Here is an 18,080-nt window from a genome sequence, read left to right on the forward strand (position 1 = left end):
CCCACACCTGGCGCCAGCCGGTGGCGGCCGGCCGCCACGCCAGTTCGGCATAGGCCGTGCGACGCGGCACGCCGGGCAGGTCGTTGCCCGCGCCCACCTACGTGCTGGTGCTCACGCCACTGGCCACGGCCACGGAGCTGAAGGTGTCGAGGTAACGAGCACGCGTGAGCGTGAGCGCCGCGTAGGTGCTCCAGGCCAGGGTGATGGCCCAGCGCGAAGAAGCCTCCACCCCGTCGCGCCGCGTGCGGCCCACGTTCTGGAAGGTGGAGCACCCGCCCTCGTTGCGCGCCACGGCGATCTCGTCGTCGGTGTCGATGGTGAACACGGCCACGTCCAGCGTGGCACGCGGCAGCGGGCGGCTCTTGAGGCCGATCTCAAGGTGCTGCGCGCGGCTGGCCTTGAGCCCCTGGTTCCAGCCCGGCTCGGCGCCAGCGTTGCTGCGGTAGGCCACCTCGTTGAGCGTGGGCGTCTCGAAGCTGCGGCCCGCGCTGGCGTACAGGTGCACCGCGGGCGAGGGCTTCCACATCACCGAAGCCACAGGCGCGGTGGCCTCGAAAGCCATCGCGCCACTGTCGTCGCCGTTGCCCAGCACGATGTAGTGGTCGCGGGAGGTGAAGCGCACGCGGCTGTGCCGCAAGCCAGCCCCTGGTAGTCGCGGCTGAAATCGATGATGCCGCCGGGGTGGCGGGGCGGCGTCTGCGCACCGGCCGAGATGGCCTGGAACTGGCGCACCTGGCGGCGCCCGCCGTAGACCATCAGCCGCAGCGTGTCCTCGCCCGTGGCGCCAGCCATGCCCACCGGGCGTTCGTAGACCAGGCCCAACTGGCTGTTGGCGATGTCCTTGCGCGTGTCGTAGGCCATGGCCGCCGCATCGGCCTGGTGCGGGTTGGCGGCCAGTTGCGCCGCCGTCAGGCCCAGTGGATCCTGCACGCCCGGCATGTCCAGGTGGCTGCCCACCAGCGTCAGGGTGGCGCGGCCGGGCAGATCCCAGCGCAGCTTGGCATTGGCCTGCTCGCGCCAGCCATCGGTGTCGAAGCGGCTGATGTTGACCGTGTAGTTGAGCGCGCAGCTCTGCCCGCCCAGCTTGAGCTGGCCGCGCCGCAGCCCATCGGGGCCGGCCGCCAGCCCCAGGGACACCTCGGGCGTGGGCGGCCCATCCTCCGTGAAGACCTGGATCACGCCACCGGCGGCATTGCCGTACAGCGCCGAGGCCGGCCCGCGCAGCACCTCGATGCGCTCGGCCGAGCCCAGGTCGAACGAGGCGCTCTGGCCCTGCCCGTCGGGCATGGTGGCCGGGATGCCGTCGGCGTACAGGCGAACCCCGCGCACCCCGAAGGTCGAGCGGGTCCCGAAACCCCGGCTGGAGATCTGCAGATCCTGCGCGTAGTTCTGCCGGTTCAGTACGCCCAGGCCCGGCACGCGCTGCAAGGCTTCGGACAGGTTGATCTGCGGGCCCATCTGCCGCAGCGTGGCAGCGTCCACCACATCCACCGAGGCGGCCACGTCGCGGCGCTCCTGCGGAGTGCGCGTGGCGCTGACGACCACCTCGGGCAAGGCACCGGCCACACCGGAAGCCCCATCCTGCGCATGCACCGCCCATGGCCAGCAGTCGCAAAGCGCCACACAACAAACGAAAAGAGTTTTACGAAAGAAGATTAACGGAATTCTAGGGATTTCCATGACCGATCCGACACACGTCGAAGCCAAAATCGCCCGAATCTGATCACTTTCGTGATCAATTGATGTGGCGTGAATCTGCCTGAGTCTGCAGGGCCTCCAATGGCCTTGCCCGAAGCAGGTCACCCCCGTACGGGCCAGGCGCGGCGCGCCCTTCCTGGCCCCTACCGCTTTCATGCGTCGCGCAAGCGGCGTCTCCTCGGGCGTGCAAGCGCCCCTTTCAGCGCCGGGTCACCCGCCCGGCGCTTTTTTTCTGGTGGGTATGTGATTCGCCTCGTCCTGTCCTACTTTCCGGAACCAGGCGCCAAACGATGCGCCTGCGCGAAGTCAGTGTGCAGTTTCTTCAGCCAGAACTCGTAGGTCATACCGTCAGCTGCTGGATCAAAATAGCATCCGAGCTGATCGATCAAAATCACCTTCAACTGCCCCTCCCCCCAATCAGACGCCAACAAATAATCTATTTCTTCCATGCCGGATTCAATTTTTTCAACCGGTTCGGACTCAATAATTGAACGAATCACTGAATCATAGCTCCCAAACTCATCCAACCAATCCTGATGGAAGTAGCAGCCCAATATTTGCTCAAGACTCTTCATTTTTCAATCATCATGGTTGAGTTGGAAATCCGGTAAGAATCTTATAGCCTGTTTGCATCGATGAATCTTTGATCAGAATGACCCGCCCTGATCTCACATCAATGGCTCCTTCTGTACCCCGGACCACAGAAACACCAACTGGCTTGGTAAGCGAATGATCAAGTCTCAAACGTCCTCCGGGTCCATTCAACCATTCTGCAATCTTACCTTGATTGGCATCAATGATTCTAGATACTGCATCTTCCGCCGTGGCCCGGTTATAAAAAGATGAAGACCCCGAAATTTTGGGCTCATTTGCCAAACGGTTCATGAGATCGCTTTCAGACTTACCGACATGCTTCGATAATAAATGTCCCCCCGCGCTTTCGTGAGCTTGGAGACCACCTCCGGGAGAAATTCGACTGAACGCTGCTGCCTCATCTACAACTCCCCCACCACCCGCAGCCGCACGCTCCGCCGGCAGAGACTTGGCAGCATCTTGCGGATCATATTTCCCGAACAGCTTCGGCCCACCAGCCGCCTCGCCCGCTGCGGGCCCGGGCTCCCGCACCTTCACGACGGCCTTCTTGAGCAGGATGGCCACCACCACATCCACGCCCACGATGGCGATCGCCTTGGCCAGATGCCGCCCCGCCGCCATCAGGTCTGCCTCGCTCTTCGCCCTGATCACGCCCATGGCGAAAGCATGCAGTTCTCGCATCACGCTGACGGCTTCTGCGCCCAGGGCGACGACGCCCAGGCCCACCATCCCGATGTCCACCACCCAGCCAATGGGTGTGGCGTGCGCGCCCACCCAGATCGCCAACGCGCCGGCCATGATCGCCAGGTTGGTGGGCGACACCAGCTCCTGCAGCTTGCCGCCCATCTCTGGCCCTACGGCACTTGCCGTGGTCCGCAGCGCCACGCCCAGCTTGTCGGTGTTGCTCAGCCGCGCGAAGCGGGCCGCTTCACTCTGGCCATCGTCCACACGGGTGCGCTGGCCATGAGGCGCCACATGGCGAGACCAATCCGACAGCGGTGCCACGCCAGGACGGCGGCAGATCAGTTCATCTTTGCGGGTGCCCGAGGGGGCTGCGGCGTCGAACCCGGCCCGTGTGCCGAGTTGCCAGTCGATGAAAGTACCCTGCCCATGAAAGACAACCCATCCTGAATATTTGTGTTTGACGCCGTGGCGCCTTGTCATGCAAGGCACGTCATCCGCGTGGCGGGCAGTTTAGCTCCGCCATGCCGGTGCCACCCCTCACAAAGCATTCGTGCCCCCGCGATCAGGCGGCTTGCCTTGCCTCGTCCCCTCCTGCGTGAAACCCCTCCTCTGTCAGGCACTAGACACTTGCCTGGCGGCCTTGCGGCCATCATGGCGCGGGCGGCCCCCATCCCCACCATCCAACCGACCCGCCCGCCCACACACCACCCTTGGGAGCCCCGCACATGAGCACGACGCGCCGCCGCCTGCTGACAGGCCTGACTGCTTCCGCCGCCACCGCGGCCTCCGGCCTGCTGGCCACCCGCCCGGCCCAGGCCGCCACGGGCCCAGCGGCCAGCGGGCACCACGACACCGATGTCGTCATGATCGGCGGGGGCTATTCGGGCCTGGCCTGCGCCCGCGCCCTGGCGGCGGCCGGCCGCCAGGTGCTGGTGCTCGAAGCGCGTGACCGTGTCGGCGGGCGCTGCCTGAACCAGACACTGCCCGCGCCCTTCGGCAATTACGTGGTCGAAGGCGGCGCCGAGTTCATCGGCCCGGGCCAGACGCGCATGTACGAGTTGGTGCAGCAGCTGGGCCTGGTCACGCACACGGCCTACACCACCGGCAAGCTGGTCAACTGGGCCAACGGCCGGCGCAGCACCTATGACGGCGTGCTGCCGCTCAACAACCTGCTGGCCGCGGGCGAAGTGGGCCTGGCCATGCTCAAGATCGACGCCATGGCCAAGCAGGTGCCGCTGGACGCCCCCTGGACAGCCGCCAAGGCCGCCGAGTGGGACAAGCAGACCGTGCAGTCCTGGATCGACGCCAACCTGTTCATCAAGGATTCGAAGAACCTGCTGCGCCTGGCCGTGCTCTCGCTGCTGTCGACCGAACCGCAGGACATCTCGCTGCTCTACCTGCTGTTCTACGTGAACAGCGGCGGCGGGCTCACACCGCTGCTCAGCACCACCGGCGGCGGCCAGCAGGACCGCATCGTCGGCGGCTCGCAGGCGATTGCACTGGCCATGGCGCGCGAGCTGGGCACCTCGCGCTTCCTGTTCAATGCGCAGGCCCAGTCGCTCACGCAGGATGCCGGCGGCGTCACCGTGGAAGGGCCGAACTTCAGCGTGCGGGCACAGCGCGCCGTGGTGGCCATGTCCCCGTGGATGGCCTCGCGCCTGAGCCTGGCCCCGCTGGACGGCCCCACCCAGTTGCGCCTGCAGATGGCGCAGCGCGTGCCCATGGGCTCGATCTGGAAGGTGCACTGCCTGTACGACCGCCCCTTCTGGCGCGACGACGGCCTCAACGGCCAGGTCACCAGCGACAACTTCATCACCCGCGTCACCTTCGACAACACGCCACCCGAACCCGGTGCCCCCGGCGCGCTAATGGGCTTCATCGACGGCGTGGACGCGCGCGAGGCCCTGCTGATGACGCCGGCCGTGCGCAAGCGCAAGGTAATCGAGGCCTTCACCGCCTACTTCGGCGCCAAGGCTGCCTCGCCCATCGGCTACCTGGAGATGAACTGGCAGGCCGAGAACTTCAGCGGCGGCGGCCCCACCGGGCATTTCCCACCCGGCGTGCTCACCGCCTACGGCAGCACCTTGCGCCCGCCCACCGGCCGCGTGCACTGGGCCGGCACTGAAACCGCCACCATCTGGACAGGCTACATGGAAGGCGCCGTGCGCTCCGGTGAGCGCGCCGCGCAGGAGGTGCTGACCCGATGAGCGCGCTGCCCACCACCCATGCCACCGATGGCGCACCCGGCCCGCTGCGCCAGGCCCCCTTCACCCCCACGCTGATCGTGGGCGCGGGGCCCGCCGGCCTGGCCGTGGCCGCCTGCCTACGCCGCCTGTGGCTGCCGTTCGAGATCATCGAGCAGACGGGCGACGTCGGCCACTCGTGGATGCGCCACTACGAGCGCCTGCACCTGCACACCGACAAGGCGCATTCCGAGCTGCCCTACCTGGCCTTCCCCGCCGACTACCCGCGCTACCCCTCGCGCCAGCAGGTGGTCGACTACCTGCAGGGTTACGCCAAGCACTTCCAGATCAGCCCGCGCTTTCATGAGCAGGTGGTGTCAGCGCGGCGCGTGTTCAGCGGTGAAGGCACACCGAGCGGCCAGCCCTGCTGGGAGGTCGACACGCACGACACCCGCTACCGCACCCACCACCTGGTGCTGGCCACCGGCGTGAACCATGATCCCCACCTGCCGCACTGGCCCGGGCAGGACCAGTACAAGGGCGAGGTCGTGCACAGCGCGCACTACAAGAACGGCGCGCGCTGGGCCGGCAAGGAGGTGCTGGTGGTGGGCCTTGGCAACTCCGGCGGCGAAATCGCCATCGACCTGTGGGAGCACCAGGCCAAACCCAGCCTGGCCGTGCGCAGCCCCGTCAACGTGATCCCGCGCGAGGTGATGGGCACGCCCTTCCTCACGGTGGGCATCCTGCAGCGCTCATGGCCGGCCTGGCTGGCCGATGCCGTCAACGCGCCGACCACGCGGCTGCTGGTGGGCGACCTCACCCGCTACGGCCTGCCCCGCCCCAGGCTGGGCCCCGTGGCACAGGTGCGGCAGGAGGGCAAGGTACCCTTCATCGACATCGGCACCATCGATCTGGTCAAGCGCGGCGAGGTGGGCGTGTTCCCGGGCATCGAGCGCTTCACGCCCGAAGGCGTCGTCCTCACCGACGGGCGCAGCAAGGTGTTCGACGCCATCGTGCTGGCCACGGGCTACCGCTCACAGGTGGGCCACTGGCTGGAGGGCGGCCAGATCCCGCTGCCCGACAAGCAGGTGCCCAGCCCGCAGCCGGGCCTGCCTGAGGGGCTGCACCTGTGCGGCTTCTATGTGTCGCCCACCGGCATGCTGCGCGAGATCGCGCACGAGGCCAAACTGATCAGCCGGGAGATTGCGGCCAGCGGCCAGACGCAGGCCAGCGCCATGCGTTGAACAGTGGGCTGACCCGCCGCGACCCCATGCTCACAGCTTGGGCACGTTGTCGTCCGGCGGCAGCAGGCCCGTCACATCGGGCAGCACGCCCTGCGAGGGCGATGGCGCTCCGCCGAATTCGCCGCTGAAATCACTGCCGAACAGCTGCAGCGATTTCTTCTGCACGCGGCTGCGGAAGTGCTTGCGATCGAACAGCTTTTGCTGCGCCTCGGCCGGCAGGTCGGTGATGCGCAGCACGTTGCGTTCGATCAGCACGTCGATCAGATCCTCCAGCACCCGCACCAGGTTGGCATCGAGCCCGGCGAAGGACTTTTCATCGTCGGCCATGGCCAGGAAAGCCTTCACCTCGGGGTGGTCGCGCGGCAGTGGCTCCGCACCCGGCACCGGTTCCAGGTGCAGGCTGACGATCTTTCCGGCGGCATCACGCAGTACGTAGCGCATGGTGGTCGATGGGTGTGAGGGTGTGTTGGACAGACTCTATCCCAGCTATCGACCAACCGCGCGCGAACTTGAAAGCAGCCGTATGGCCACCAGCAATCAACGCTCGGCCGTGAACCGGCGCATCATCAGCGCGAAGGCCAGGCCGCCCACATACATCACGATGCCGTACACCGCGCCGGGGATGGCCATGTTGCTGTCCTTGAGCACGGTGCTGGCGATCACCAGCGCCAGCGTGGCGTTCTGCACTGCCGTCTCGATGCCCAGCGTCACGCTCTGGCGGCGCGACAGGCGCGAGAACCAGGCCACTGCGAAGCCACAGGCCAGCATGGTCACGTTCAGGCCCAGGGCCAGCGGTGCCAGCGTTGGGAAGGCCGACTTGGCCATGGCCCAGTTCTTGGCGATGGCCGCGATCACCACCAGCACGAACAGCACCGTGGCCACCTTGGTGAACTTGGGCTCCAGGCGCAGGGCCAGCGGTTCGCGCCAGCCGCGCAGCCCCATGCCGAGGGCCACCGGCAGGCCCATCATCAGGAAGACCTGCACCATCATCATGCTCACCGGCACATCGACCGCCTGCTCGGCGCCGCTGAAGTAGGCCAGCGACCAGGCCACGATGAAGGGCAGGGTGAAGATGGTCAGCACGCTGGCCACGGCCGTGAAGCTCAGCGCCAGCGCCACGTCACCGCGGGCCAGGTAGGTCAGCAGGTTGGAGGTGCTGCCGGTGGGGCAGGCCGCCAGGATCATGAAGCCCACGGCGAAGGCGCCGGTCAGGCCGACGAGCTTGAGCATGCCGAGCACACCAGGGGCAGCAGCACGAAGTGGCACAGCACGCCCACCAGCAGGGCGCGGGGCTGCCGCACGATGCGGCGGAAATCCGCCACCGTGAGCCCCAGGCCCAGCGAGAACATGATGAACGCCAGCACGGCCGGCAGCAGGATGGTCGATGCGACATCGCCTTGCATGGGAATCCTTTACGTCAAACGGTGGGCAGGCGAAGACCGCGCCTGAACTCAATCTTTCACCGCCCTGCAGTCTGCCAGCAAAGGCTCACCCATCAGCAGGCCCTGGTTCGCGCAATCGAGCACCACCGCCCTGCCCGCCGACCAATCGCGGACACGCGCCGCATCGCTGTCCGCGATCACGGCCCGCACGGGGGGCAGGTCGGGGCCGGCGTCCAGACTGACCATCACCAGGCCGTTCTCGCCCGACTCCACCGACACCACGGCGCCTTGCAGGCTCAGGCGCTTGCCAGCGTGCTTGGCGTGGGAGCGGCCGCCGCTGTCGCGGTAGTCGGCCATCAGGCCGGCGGGGGACACGGCTGAGGCGACCGCATCAGTCGGGGGCGGCATCACCACGGGTGCTGCGGGCTGGTCCGTCGTTGATCGCTGGCCGGTATCGGCCGGTAACGCCACCACGGCGGCACCGTCGCCCAGCCACCCCGCCCACCAGGCCAGCGTGCCCACGAACACCGCCAGCGCGGCGCCGCACAGGCCCATCCATACGCCTTCGCGCACGGACCGGCTCATTGCAGCCTCCGCTGCCCGCGCCGACACGCCACCCGCACCGCCATGGAAAAAGCCGCCGGAGGGCATCCGGCGGCGAACAGAACGTTGTGCAACGCCTGAGGAGAAAACACGGTCACAGCGTCAGCAAGTACTGGACCAGATTCGATATCTCGGAAGGCGCCTTCGCGCACCACGGGTGGGGCGAGGCAGGCAGCCCGATGGGGCCCGGCGCACCGATCTCGGGCCCGAACTCGCGGCGCAGCTTCTGGTAGTCCCAGTAGTAGTGGTCGTTGTCGCCAGGCATGCTCACGAAGTACTTGTGGCGCTCGACGAAGAGGTTGCGCGCATCCGCCGTGGTGTCGAAGATGTTCTTCTTCTTGGCCTTGTAGACACGGAAGACATCGCCCTTGCGGTTCAGATCAGGGAACACCGCGGGCTGGTCAGGCGAGCCCAGGGCCGGGCGCACCGGCGCATGCAGCGTGTAGTACTGGTTGTACAGCGGCGAACCCTCGGTGCAGCGTGCCGGGTTGACCAGATCCTCCAGGTTGCGCACGTGGCCGTCGGTCAGCAGCCCGCGCGACTGCACCCAGTACAGGTTGCGCAGGAAGGTCACGCGGATGGATTGCTGCTTGTACTGGAAATCCGAAGGCGCGAAGAAGCGGCCCACCTCGCTCAGCGGCAGCATCTTCTCGTTGGTATTGGCGCCCAGCTTGTCTGAGTGGCACGAGGCGCAGGCCTGATCGAACGCGGCCTTGCCCTGGGCCACCGCGCCGACCACGCCGGGGTACTGCTGCCAGGTCTTCTGCACGAAGGCGCCTTCGGTGGTGGCGCTGCTGCCCGTCTGCCCCAAGCGGCCATTGGCCTTGAGCCAGCGGAACAGACCCACGTTGCGCAGGTCGTCGTCATCCTTGTCCAGCACGGACATGTAGGCGGTGAGCGCCTTGAGCGACTTCTGGTCCATCGAGCCCATGGCGCCTTCCGGCTCCTGCGCATGGATGTACGAGCCCTCGAAGCCGACGAAGGATTCCGTGTGCGACAGCGAACGGCGGATCGGCAGGTGGTTGGTGACATTGGGAATCACCATCGGCGAGAACACGTAGTCGTTGTCGTACTGCGTGCCTTCACCCGATTTGCGCGTGAGCGTCGATTCGGTCGCGCCGCCGGGCATCAGGTACAGCAGCGGTGTCTTGTCGACCTTCTTGGTGCCGGTAGACCAGCTCGGGCCCGGCTCGTTGTCGACGATGTAGGCGAAGGTGGCTGTGGTGTCCGTGGTCTTGTCGCCCAGCACCGTCCAGCGCTGCGTCCACAGCGGGTTGGGCAAGCCGGGGAAGATCTTGGTGAAGGTGCCGCTGCCCTTGCCGTAGCTGATCTTGTAGCCGTGGCACGAGGCGCAGTTGAAACCGATCCACTTGCCGCGGCTCAGTAGCGGGTGCGACGACTCCGCATAGCGGTAGCCCACCCAGCCGCTGTTGCTGGTCTTGCCGGCGGTGAGCTGCTTGTCGATCAGCAGGAAGCCGGGGATGGGGCTTTCCTGCGGATACGGGTCGAACGTGACGTCGTTGATGGCTTCATCGGGCACCTGGCCGGCCACCGTCTTGTGCGCGCCGAACAGCAGGGCCGGGTCGGCCGCCTTGCGGGTGTACGGGTCGGTGGTCTTGCCCGCGAAGATCTTGTCCCAGTCCAGGCTCTTGAACTTGTGGGCCACGCCCAGGCCGTAGTCGTAGGACCAGAAGATCTGGCGGCCCAGCGTCACCATCTCGGCAAAGCTCGCGTTGCTCACGTTGACGCTGATCGGCGTGATCGCCTTGGTGTCATCCGTCAGGGTCGAGACAATGTCGCAGTTGGGGTTGGCCGGTGCCTCCAGGCGCGTGAGCTGCGCGTCGATCACGTTGTGCGGCTGACCAGCCTTCTTGAGCGAGAGGTTGTAGCCCGTGCGCTTTTGCACCTGCAGCTTCAAGGGCCCCTTGCTGGCGTGCGAGGGCACGCGGAACTCCACCTGCGTGTCGCTCCAGCCGATCACGTCCTTGGGCCAGTTGCTGCGCAGCTTGCCGGTCTCGTAGTTGGCGCTGGCCAGGATGTCGAGCTTCTGCTCGAACATGACCAGATCCGTCTCCAGCACGCGGCTGTTGCCGATCATGATCTTGCTGAAGTCGATGTCGGTGCCCTGGCCGAAGCCGCTGCCCTTGAGCGTAACGGTGTCGCCGGGCTTGAGCGTGGGCGTGACGTTGCTGCCGGCACTCCACACCAGCGCGCCATTGACCAGCATCTGCTGCACCACCGGCTGCGCGAAGTTCTGCGCCGAGGCGGCGCGCTGCTGCTCGCGGGCGCCGTTGAAGCCGCAGACCACGTCCTGGTCCGGGAAGTTGGGCGCGGCGTGGGCGCAGAACGCCTGCACGGCCAGCGCCAGCACACCCAGACGTGGCAAGGCGCCAGGCAGGCGGGCAAGGCTTGAGCTGGCGGGGGATGCCAGGGGGATCGTGTTCATGGGCGGTCTCCTGCGGACTCGCCGGTCGTGGCTGCCGGCGTGGTCGCATGATCCGTTGCGCCCTGAACCGAGGCTGTCGCCAGCCCGACAGATCAGGGAAAGACCTCAGGTGCGTGCCACAGGCTGCATCTGCCCCAGGATACGTTTTTCAGTGCTCGAAAGCCCGGCCACGCTCATCAGCTTGTCCATGTCCAGCACCTCGATGCGGCCGTAAGCGATCTGCAGCACGCCCTGGTCCTGCAGGCCCTGCAGCACCTGGTTGGTGGTCTGGCGCGAGAGCGACAGCATCATGCCCAGTTGCGACTGGCTGATGGGCACCACGCAGGGCCCCTCATGCGTGAGCGATGAAGTCTGCGCCAGCAACAGCAGGCGGCGCGCCAGCCGGCCCTCGGCGGGCAGCAAGGCCAGATCCTCCATGCCGATGAAAGCCAGGCGCAGCTTGAGCGCCATCAGCACGCCGAACTCGCGCCAGAACAGCGGCACGCGCGCCAGCAACTCGTGCAGGCTGGCCAGGGGCACGTGCAGCAGGCGCGTGGCGCCTTCAGCGACCACGTTGTGCGTGCGCGGCAGGTTGTCGAACAGCGCGATCTCGCCCAGCCAGCCGGGCGGTTCGGCCATCGCCAGGATGGCTTCCTTGCCAGCTTCCGTCACGCCCGAGATGCGCAGCGAGCCTTCGAGCACGGCGTAGAGCCCGTCGGGCGGGCTGCCGCGCAGGAACAGCGCTTCACCCGAGCGCAGGCGGCGCGGCGTGGCCACCTGCAGCAGGGACAGCTCCAGCTCGGACGGCAGGCTGCCGAACCAGGGGTCCTTGCGCAACAGCGCGCGCACCTCCGGCGTGATCCAGGATGAGGGGGCGAGGTCGTTCATGGCGGCGCCACTTTAAGCGCGGCTCCGTGCGGGCGCACCTCAGAGTTGCCCGTAGCTGTGCAGCCCCGACAGGAACATGTTCACGCCCAGGAAGGCGAAGGTGGTGACCACCAGGCCCACCAGCGACCACCACGCCGCGAAGGTGCCGCGCAGACCCTTCATCAGGCGCATGTGCAGCCAGGCCGCGTAGTTCAGCCACACGATCAGGGCCCATGTTTCTTTCGGGTCCCAGCTCCAGTAGCCGCCCCAGGCCTCGGCCGCCCAGAAGGCGCCCAGGATGGTGGCGATGGTGAAGAAGGCGAAGCCCACGGCGATGGCCTTGTACATCACATCGTCGGCCACCTCGGGGCTGGGCGTGCGCGGGTTGATCCAGCCACGCGCGGCGATCACGATCACGAAGAACACCAGCAGCGAGCCGACCAGGCGCAGGCTCTTGGCCACGGCGCCGAAGGTGTCGGGCTGCAGATCGCCCAGCACGGCAAAGCCCAGCAGCGGCAGCGCGATGAACACGCCGGGCACGCCCACCAGCCCCCCCCACAGCGCGCGCGGCGTGGCCGTCTTGAGCAGGTAGGCCAGCGCCACCATGGCCGCCAGCGCGAAGGTGCCGTAACCCACGAAGTTGGCCGGCACGTGGATCTTCATCCACCAGCTCTGCAGGGCCGGCACCAGGGGCTGGATCTCATGGGCGTTTCGCGTGAGCGCGTACCAGAGCAGGAAGGCCACGGCCGCGCTCACCACCAGCATCACGAAGGCACCCAGGCCGCCCAGCGGCTGGCCGGCATTGCGGTAGCGGTCTTCGTAGTAGAGCCAGAACAGCGCCGTCATCCACGAGAACAGCACGAACACTTCGTAGAGGTTGCTGACGGGGATGTGGCCGATGTCGGGGGCGATCTGATGGCTCTCGAACCAGCGCACCAAGGTACCCACCAGCGCCATGAACACACCGCCCCAGGCGAGCTTGCGGCCCAACAGGGTGGGCGTGTCGCGGCGCATCACCAGGCCGGCCCAGTAGAAAGCCGTGCTCATGAACAGCAGCAGGCTCATCCACAAGATGGCGCTCTGGCTGGACAGCATGTACTTGAGCCAGAACACCTGCTCGCCCTTGGCCAGATCCACCCCGAAATCATCCGTGGCACGCAGGTACAGCGCCATGGCCGCACCCGAGGCCAGCGCCACCACGATCATCAGCGGTCGCAGCGGCGCCCAGAACCAGCCCAGCGCGATGGCCGCGGGCACCGCACAGGCGGCGATGCCCTTCTCGTACACGTCCATCGAGGCGCCGTAGCGCTGAAAGCCGAACACGGCGCCCAGCACCACCAGCGCGGCGAAGACCCAGTCGAAGGCAGAGCGGCGCGCCGGGCGGGCGGCCAGTGGCAGGGGGTGGGCGGTCGTTGTCATGTCAGATGACCTCGTCTTGGGTGGCCGGGGACGGCAGCAAAGTATGGCGCAGCCGGTCGAACTCGTGATCGGTGTCCAGCGTCTGGCGGGTGGACGACAGCGCCAGCGTGATCGCCGTGCGGCCGGGCTGGGCCTCATCGGCGCGCACCCACACCCACACGCGGCGCTCGCGCACGTACAGCATGGCGAACACGCCCACGATCAGCAGGATGCAGCCCAGGTAGACCACGTTGCGGCCCGGCGTGCGCGTGACCTGGAAGACGCTGGCCTGGCGCTGCTCGAAGGCCGACGGCAACAGGATGAAGGGCGCCGGGTAGGCATTGGCATCCGACAGCGACAGCACCGCTTGCGTCATGAAGGCGCCGGTGGCGGGCTCGTCGGGCGACAGGGGCTTCAGGCCATCGTGCTCGCGCACCACGTTGAGCAGTTCGAACAAGGTGCCGTTGAGGATGCGGATCAGCGTGGCCGAAGCGCGCTCGCGTTCGGCCTCGGGCACGGCCTTCTCGATGAAATCCGTCAGCGCCTGGAAGCCCGCCGTGGGTGCGGCTTGCGGCGCGCCATCAAGCTGGGCCGGATCGACCACGTTGTGCACGCCGGCGTAGAGCTCCAGCACGCGCTGCGAAGACAGCGCCAGCTGCGCCACCAGCTCGCCGGGCTGGCCATCAGCACCCCGCGTGGAAAAGCGCTGCACGGCCTGCTGGCGCATGCCCGCATCGGCCAGGGCCTCGCGCAGGCGCAGCCAGCCGGTCAGCTGCATCTGGTCATCAGCCGGCACGCGCAGGAAGCGGAAAGGCTCCGACGGCGCGCTGCGCACGCCCAGCAGGAACAGCGGCTGGCCACCGATGTGCACCGGCAGCATGTAGTTCTGGTATTCACGCGCCTGGCCGGCTGCATCGCGCAGCTTGTAGGTTACCGAAGGGCCGATGTTGGTCAGGCGCCGGTCGGCCGCGCTCTTGTGATCCGAGCCCAGCTGGCGACCCAGCTCCTGGAAGTTCACACCGCGCGCATCGGTGGAGCCGCCGCCCGCCTTGGGCGTGTCCTCGGCCTGCGTGGCGCCATCGGCCTGGGCCAGGTCTTCCACGTTCACGGGGCGCAGCCCGGTGATCTCCACGCTCAGGGCCTCGCGCGGGCTGAGCGCACGCGGCACGGTGATCGCATCGCCGCCCACCATGCCCTTGAACACATCGCCCTCCTGCACGCGCTGGCCGTACAGCGCATGGGGCTTGAGCTCCACCGTCGAGCCGCCATCCTCGAAGCTGGACTGGAAGATGGTGACGCCGTCGTAGACGAAGGGCTTGTTGACCTCAACCGTGGCCGCATGCGTGGACTTGTCGCGCGCGTCGTGCACCACGATCTCGCTGGCGAAGCGCTTGGGCATGCCGGTGTCGTAGTACTCGACGATGAACTTGCGCAGCTCCACCTCGAAAGGCAGCGGCTGCAGCAGCATGCCCTGCGGCAGGTTCAGCACGGCCGAGCCGGAGCGCGCGCCTTCGGGCACGAAGAGCTGCGCGCGGTAGGCGGGGTTGTCCACGCCCAGGCTGTTCTTGGGGCCGGGGTTGTTGCCTTTGAAAGGCACCAGATCCTGCCACCAGGCCTGGGTCTTGGTGACCATCTCGCCATCGAACAAGCCGCCCAGGCACACCAGCACGATGGCCGAGTGCGCCGCGATGTAGCCCAGCTTGTTGGCCCTGCCCCGGCGGGCGGCGATCATGGTGCCGGCCTCGCCCACAGCCCCAGCCGCGCCAGCCGGCACACCACTGGCAGCACCGGTAGCCGATGCAGCCCCCAGCCGCTCCTGCGCCTTGACCTGCCAGCCCAGCGCCGCCAGGGTGGCCAGCACCCGGTCGCGCACCTCGGCGGGCGCGCCCTCGGCCGAGCCATGCGCCTTGTGGTGGAAGGCGTCCAGCGCCCGCACGCGCACGTTTTCCTTGAAGGTGCGCAGATCCGTCAGGATCTTGGGCACATTGCGCGCGATGCACAGGCTGGTGGAGATGACCAGGAAGGCCAGGATCACCAGGAACCAGCCCGAGCTGTAGATGTTGAACAGCCCCAGGGCGCCGAACACCTCGGCCCAGTAGGGCCCGAAGGCGTCCACGTAGTTGACCAGCGGCTGGCCCTGCTGCAGCACCGTGCCGATGGCCGAGGCGATGCAGATCACCGTCAGCAGCGCGATGGCGAAGCGCATCGAGGCCAGCAACTCCAGTGCATCGGCGCGGGCGGAACGGGCCGGCAAGGGCGGCAGGGAATCAACAGCGGCGGTCATGGCAGGGGCAGATCGGGACAGCGGGCACTGTAGGAGTGTGCCCGCCCCCTTGACCGTCGCTCATGCGACGAATCAAGGGATAACACCGACACGGGCCTCCCGGCAGCGGGGAAGGTGAAAACCCGGAACACCGGGTTTCCTCGGGGCTTGGAGTACCCCTCAGGCCTGCGGGTTCACCCGGGGGCCCACCTTGCCTGCGATGTCAGCGCAGCCCGGCGATGTAATCGGCCAGCGCGGTGATTTCCTTGTCGCTCAGGTTGGCCGAGATGGTGGTCATGGGCGCGCTGTTGCGGCGATCACCCTGGCGGAAGGCCGTCAGCTGGGCCTTGGTGTAGTCGGCGTGCTGGCCACCCAGGCGCGGGTACTGGGCCGGGATGCCGGCGCCATTGGGGCTGTGGCAGCCCGCGCAGGCCGGCACGCCCTTGGCGGCGATGCCCCCGCGGTAGATCTTCTCGCCCAGGCCGACCAGGTCCTTGTTGGTGGCAAAGCCATCCTTGGCCTTCTTGCTGGCGTAGAAGGCGGCCACGTTGCGGATGTCCGCCTCACTCAGAGGGGCGGCCATGCCTTGCATCACGGCGTTCTTGCGTTTGCCGGCCTTGAAGTCTTCGAGCTGCTTGGCCAGGTACTGCGGGTGCTGGCCAAGCAGGATGGGGTTGGCCGCGAGCCCGCGGGAGCCGTCCGCGGTGTGGCAGGCCGCGCAGATCTGCGTGGCCTTGGCTTCTCCGGCGGCCAGATCGGGCTTGGCGGCCTTGGTGGGTTCAGCGGCGTAGGCCAGCCCGGACAGGCTGGCGGTCATGGCAACTGCGGCAATCAGGGGATAAAAGCGCATGAGCATGATTTGATCAGTGGGGGTGATCGGGGCATTGAGCAATGTCAACACCGCTTCGAGGGATTCTACAATGGCACATGAATCGAGCATCCCCTCCGGCCTCCAAGCGCGCCCCGCGTCCCGTGCACAAGACACCACAGGCGCCGCGCACCCGTGCAGCCACGCCGGGCGAGCTGGCCCTGGGCTGGGCGCACAGCGCGCGCTTCTACACCACGGCCGCCAAGATCGAACAGCTGCCGTTCAACGAACTGCCAGAGATCGCCTTCGTGGGCCGCTCCAACGCAGGCAAGTCCACCGCCATCAACACCCTGGCCCAGCAGCGCCAGCTGGCCTACGCCTCCAAGAAGCCCGGCCGCACCCAGCACATCAACCTGTTCCACCTGGGCCCGCTGGAAGCCCCCAACATGCTGTGGGCCGACCTGCCGGGCTACGGCTACGCCGCCGTCGAGCGTGCGGCCAAGCTGCGCTGGCAGGAGGTAATGGCCCGTTACCTGGAGCTGCGCCGCAGCCTGTCGGGCGTGGTGCAGATGGTCGATTCGCGCCACGGCTTCACCGAGCTGGACCTGCAGTTGCTGGGCTTCATCGCGCCCCGCGTGCGCAACGGCGAGGTCAAGCTGCTGGTGTTGCTGACCAAGGCCGACAAGCTCAACCGCAAGGAATCGACCGACGCGTTGCGCAAGGCCCAGGAGGTGCTGGGCGAGCTGAGCACGGACGAGGCCGACATCGGCGTGACGCTGTTCTCGGCGCTCAAGAAAATCGGCGTGGCCGATGTGGCCGAGACGCTGCAAAGCTGGGCCGCGTCGGATGAGCGGGCCCAGGCGCTGGCTGCGGCGCACCGTCAGGCCGCCGCCGAAGCGGATGCCCCTTACGACGACGACAACCAAGACCACCACGAAGGCGACGATCTGGACAAAGCCTGAGCAGGCCGCATCCTGCGGCAACGCCGTCGATGTGACGACGGCGGCCCGGCCCGCCGTCAGCCCAGCAGGCGCGTCAGCGCTTCCTGGTACTTGGCGGCCGTCTTCTCGATCACGTCTTGCGGTAGGGCCGGCGACGGGGCCGTCTTGTCCCAGGGCTGGCCGTTCACGGTGGCCTGCTCCAGCCAGTCGCGCACGAACTGCTTGTCGTAGCTGGGCGGGTTGACGCCGGCCTTGAAGGCGGCCTCATAACCCTCGACCGGCCAGAAGCGCGAGGAATCGGGCGTCAGCACCTCGTCCATCACGGTCAGCGTGCCCTGCTCATCAAGCCCGAACTCGAACTTGGTGTCCGCGATGATGATGCCCTTGGTCAGGGCGTAGTCGGCCGCCGTCTTGTACAGCTTGATGGCCAGGGCGCGCACCTGCTCGGCCAGGTCGGCACCGATGATCTCGACCATCTTGTCGTAGCTGATGTTCTCGTCGTGGTCGCCCACCTCGGCCTTGGTGGCCGGCGTGAAGATGGGCTCGGGCAGCTTGCTGGCGTTCTGCAGGCCGGCGGGCAGCTTCACGCCACACACTTCGCCGTTGTGCTGGTACTCCTTCCAGCCGCTGCCGGCCAGGTAGCCGCGCACCACCGCTTCTACGGGCAGGGGCTTGAGCTTCTTGACCAGCATGGCGCGGCCCTCGACCTGGGCGCGCTCTTCGGGCTTGACGGCGGTGACAGGGTCGTCACCGGTCAGGTGGTTGGGGGCGACATCTTTCAGCAGCTCGAACCAAAACAGCGCCATCTTGGTCAGCAGCGCGCCTTTGCCCGGAATGGGCTCGCCCATGATCACGTCGAAGGCGCTGATGCGGTCGGAGGCCACCATCAGGATGCGATCGTTGCCGACGGCGTAGTTGTCGCGCACCTTGCCGCGGGCAAGCAGGGGCAGGGATTGCAGGCTGGAGGTGTGCAGGGCGGAAGTCATGTCG

17 protein-coding genes are annotated in these 18,080 nt (G+C 67.3%); 3 read left to right on the plus strand and 14 right to left on the minus strand.

The features are described 5' to 3' along the window. Window positions 1-97: 97 nt before the first annotated feature. From WAQ08_RS04655 to WAQ08_RS04670, 4 genes are all read right to left on the minus strand, one after another. Window positions 98-622, minus strand: a complete 525-nt coding sequence (locus WAQ08_RS04655) for a TonB-dependent receptor domain-containing protein (protein WP_422189469.1) — start codon at window positions 620-622, stop codon at window positions 98-100. After that, window positions 526-1,593, minus strand: a complete 1,068-nt coding sequence (locus WAQ08_RS04660; RefSeq protein WP_422189470.1) for a TonB-dependent receptor plug domain-containing protein — start codon at window positions 1,591-1,593, stop codon at window positions 526-528. The genes WAQ08_RS04655 and WAQ08_RS04660 overlap by 97 nt, the downstream gene beginning before the upstream one ends. Window positions 1,594-1,961: 368 nt before the next feature. Then, a complete protein-coding gene (locus WAQ08_RS04665) occupies window positions 1,962-2,273 on the minus strand; it encodes a contact-dependent growth inhibition system immunity protein (protein ID WP_422189471.1) in 312 nt (103 codons plus the stop codon). A gap of 10 nt (window positions 2,274-2,283) precedes the next feature. Continuing rightward, the gene (locus WAQ08_RS04670) at window positions 2,284-3,456 is read right to left on the minus strand and encodes an RNase A-like domain-containing protein (RefSeq protein ID WP_422189472.1); all 1,173 of its coding nucleotides are present in this window, start codon (window positions 3,454-3,456) and stop codon (window positions 2,284-2,286) included. Between the two features lie 245 nt (window positions 3,457-3,701). On the opposite strand from WAQ08_RS04670, the gene WAQ08_RS04675 reads away from it, so the two are divergent. Both WAQ08_RS04675 and WAQ08_RS04680 read left to right on the plus strand, forming a co-directional pair. Further along, window positions 3,702-5,183, plus strand: coding sequence for a flavin monoamine oxidase family protein (locus WAQ08_RS04675; protein ID WP_422189473.1), 1,482 nt, complete (start codon window positions 3,702-3,704; stop codon window positions 5,181-5,183). After that, entirely contained in the window at window positions 5,180-6,403 is a 1,224-nt protein-coding gene (locus tag WAQ08_RS04680; RefSeq protein WP_422189475.1) for a flavin-containing monooxygenase, read from the plus strand. Before WAQ08_RS04675 ends, WAQ08_RS04680 begins: the two co-directional genes overlap by 4 nt. A 30-nt stretch (window positions 6,404-6,433) precedes the next feature. On the opposite strand, the gene WAQ08_RS04685 is transcribed toward WAQ08_RS04680, so the two are convergent. The 9 genes from WAQ08_RS04685 to WAQ08_RS04725 form a co-directional block, all read right to left on the minus strand. Next, a complete protein-coding gene (locus WAQ08_RS04685) occupies window positions 6,434-6,844 on the minus strand; it encodes a hypothetical protein (RefSeq protein ID WP_422189477.1) in 411 nt (136 codons plus the stop codon). A 96-nt stretch (window positions 6,845-6,940) separates the two neighbouring features. Beyond that, on the minus strand, window positions 6,941-7,633 hold the full coding sequence (locus WAQ08_RS04690) for a bile acid:sodium symporter family protein (RefSeq protein ID WP_422189479.1): 693 nt from the start codon (window positions 7,631-7,633) through the stop codon (window positions 6,941-6,943). Beyond that, window positions 7,612-7,806, minus strand: a complete 195-nt coding sequence (locus WAQ08_RS04695) for a hypothetical protein (protein ID WP_422189481.1) — start codon at window positions 7,804-7,806, stop codon at window positions 7,612-7,614. Before WAQ08_RS04695 ends, WAQ08_RS04690 begins: the two co-directional genes overlap by 22 nt. 48 nt (window positions 7,807-7,854) lie before the next feature. Further along, window positions 7,855-8,370: an OB-fold protein gene (locus WAQ08_RS04700; protein ID WP_422189483.1), complete on the minus strand. Its 516-nt coding sequence runs from the start codon at window positions 8,368-8,370 to the stop codon at window positions 7,855-7,857. Window positions 8,371-8,482: 112 nt separating this feature from the next. Next, window positions 8,483-10,834, minus strand: a complete 2,352-nt coding sequence (locus WAQ08_RS04705; protein WP_422189485.1) for a hypothetical protein — start codon at window positions 10,832-10,834, stop codon at window positions 8,483-8,485. A 105-nt stretch (window positions 10,835-10,939) separates the two neighbouring features. Then, entirely contained in the window at window positions 10,940-11,701 is a 762-nt protein-coding gene (locus WAQ08_RS04710; protein ID WP_422189487.1) for a Crp/Fnr family transcriptional regulator, read from the minus strand. Between the two features lie 39 nt (window positions 11,702-11,740). After that, complete coding sequence (gene ccsB, locus WAQ08_RS04715; protein ID WP_422189489.1) at window positions 11,741-13,099, minus strand: c-type cytochrome biogenesis protein CcsB; 1,359 nt, start codon at window positions 13,097-13,099, stop codon at window positions 11,741-11,743. Between the two features lies 1 nt (window position 13,100). Continuing rightward, window positions 13,101-15,362, minus strand: coding sequence for a cytochrome c biogenesis protein ResB (locus WAQ08_RS04720; protein ID WP_422189491.1), 2,262 nt, complete (start codon window positions 15,360-15,362; stop codon window positions 13,101-13,103). A gap of 202 nt (window positions 15,363-15,564) precedes the next feature. Beyond that, a complete protein-coding gene (locus tag WAQ08_RS04725) occupies window positions 15,565-16,191 on the minus strand; it encodes a c-type cytochrome (protein WP_422189493.1) in 627 nt (208 codons plus the stop codon). Window positions 16,192-16,268: 77 nt separating this feature from the next. On the opposite strand from WAQ08_RS04725, the gene yihA reads away from it, so the two are divergent. Further along, window positions 16,269-17,111, plus strand: a complete 843-nt coding sequence (gene yihA, locus WAQ08_RS04730) for a ribosome biogenesis GTP-binding protein YihA/YsxC (protein ID WP_422189495.1) — start codon at window positions 16,269-16,271, stop codon at window positions 17,109-17,111. A 56-nt stretch (window positions 17,112-17,167) separates the two neighbouring features. Here the strand turns inward: yihA and WAQ08_RS04735 are convergent, their stop codons facing one another. Next, window positions 17,168-18,076, minus strand: coding sequence for a phosphoribosylaminoimidazolesuccinocarboxamide synthase (locus tag WAQ08_RS04735; protein ID WP_422189497.1), 909 nt, complete (start codon window positions 18,074-18,076; stop codon window positions 17,168-17,170). Window positions 18,077-18,080 lie beyond the last annotated feature (4 nt).

This window comes from Aquabacterium sp. (assembly GCF_049274795.1).
Classification (GTDB): Bacteria; Pseudomonadota; Gammaproteobacteria; order Burkholderiales; family Burkholderiaceae_C; genus Aquabacterium.

Bases quoted from the DNA above. Each gene is read 5' to 3' on its own strand.
- WAQ08_RS04680 (WP_422189475.1), top strand. From the start codon at position 5,180: ATGAGCGCGCTGCCCACCACCCATGCCACCGATGGCGCACCCGGCCCG.
- WAQ08_RS04705 (WP_422189485.1), bottom strand. From the start codon at position 10,834: ATGAACACGATCCCCCTGGCATCCCCCGCCAGCTCAAGCCTTGCCCGC.
- ccsB (WP_422189489.1), bottom strand. From the start codon at position 13,099: ATGACAACGACCGCCCACCCCCTGCCACTGGCCGCCCGCCCGGCGCGC.
- WAQ08_RS04685 (WP_422189477.1), bottom strand. From the start codon at position 6,844: ATGCGCTACGTACTGCGTGATGCCGCCGGAAAGATCGTCAGCCTGCAC.
- WAQ08_RS04695 (WP_422189481.1), bottom strand. From the start codon at position 7,806: ATGCAAGGCGATGTCGCATCGACCATCCTGCTGCCGGCCGTGCTGGCG.
- WAQ08_RS04725 (WP_422189493.1), bottom strand. From the start codon at position 16,191: ATGCGCTTTTATCCCCTGATTGCCGCAGTTGCCATGACCGCCAGCCTG.
- WAQ08_RS04735 (WP_422189497.1), bottom strand. From the start codon at position 18,076: ATGACTTCCGCCCTGCACACCTCCAGCCTGCAATCCCTGCCCCTGCTT.
- WAQ08_RS04710 (WP_422189487.1), bottom strand. From the start codon at position 11,701: ATGAACGACCTCGCCCCCTCATCCTGGATCACGCCGGAGGTGCGCGCG.
- WAQ08_RS04700 (WP_422189483.1), bottom strand. From the start codon at position 8,370: ATGAGCCGGTCCGTGCGCGAAGGCGTATGGATGGGCCTGTGCGGCGCC.
- WAQ08_RS04665 (WP_422189471.1), bottom strand. From the start codon at position 2,273: ATGAAGAGTCTTGAGCAAATATTGGGCTGCTACTTCCATCAGGATTGG.
- yihA (WP_422189495.1), top strand. From the start codon at position 16,269: ATGAATCGAGCATCCCCTCCGGCCTCCAAGCGCGCCCCGCGTCCCGTG.
- WAQ08_RS04675 (WP_422189473.1), top strand. From the start codon at position 3,702: ATGAGCACGACGCGCCGCCGCCTGCTGACAGGCCTGACTGCTTCCGCC.
- WAQ08_RS04670 (WP_422189472.1), bottom strand. From the start codon at position 3,456: ATGACAAGGCGCCACGGCGTCAAACACAAATATTCAGGATGGGTTGTC.
- WAQ08_RS04720 (WP_422189491.1), bottom strand. From the start codon at position 15,362: ATGACCGCCGCTGTTGATTCCCTGCCGCCCTTGCCGGCCCGTTCCGCC.
- WAQ08_RS04690 (WP_422189479.1), bottom strand. From the start codon at position 7,633: ATGCTCAAGCTCGTCGGCCTGACCGGCGCCTTCGCCGTGGGCTTCATG.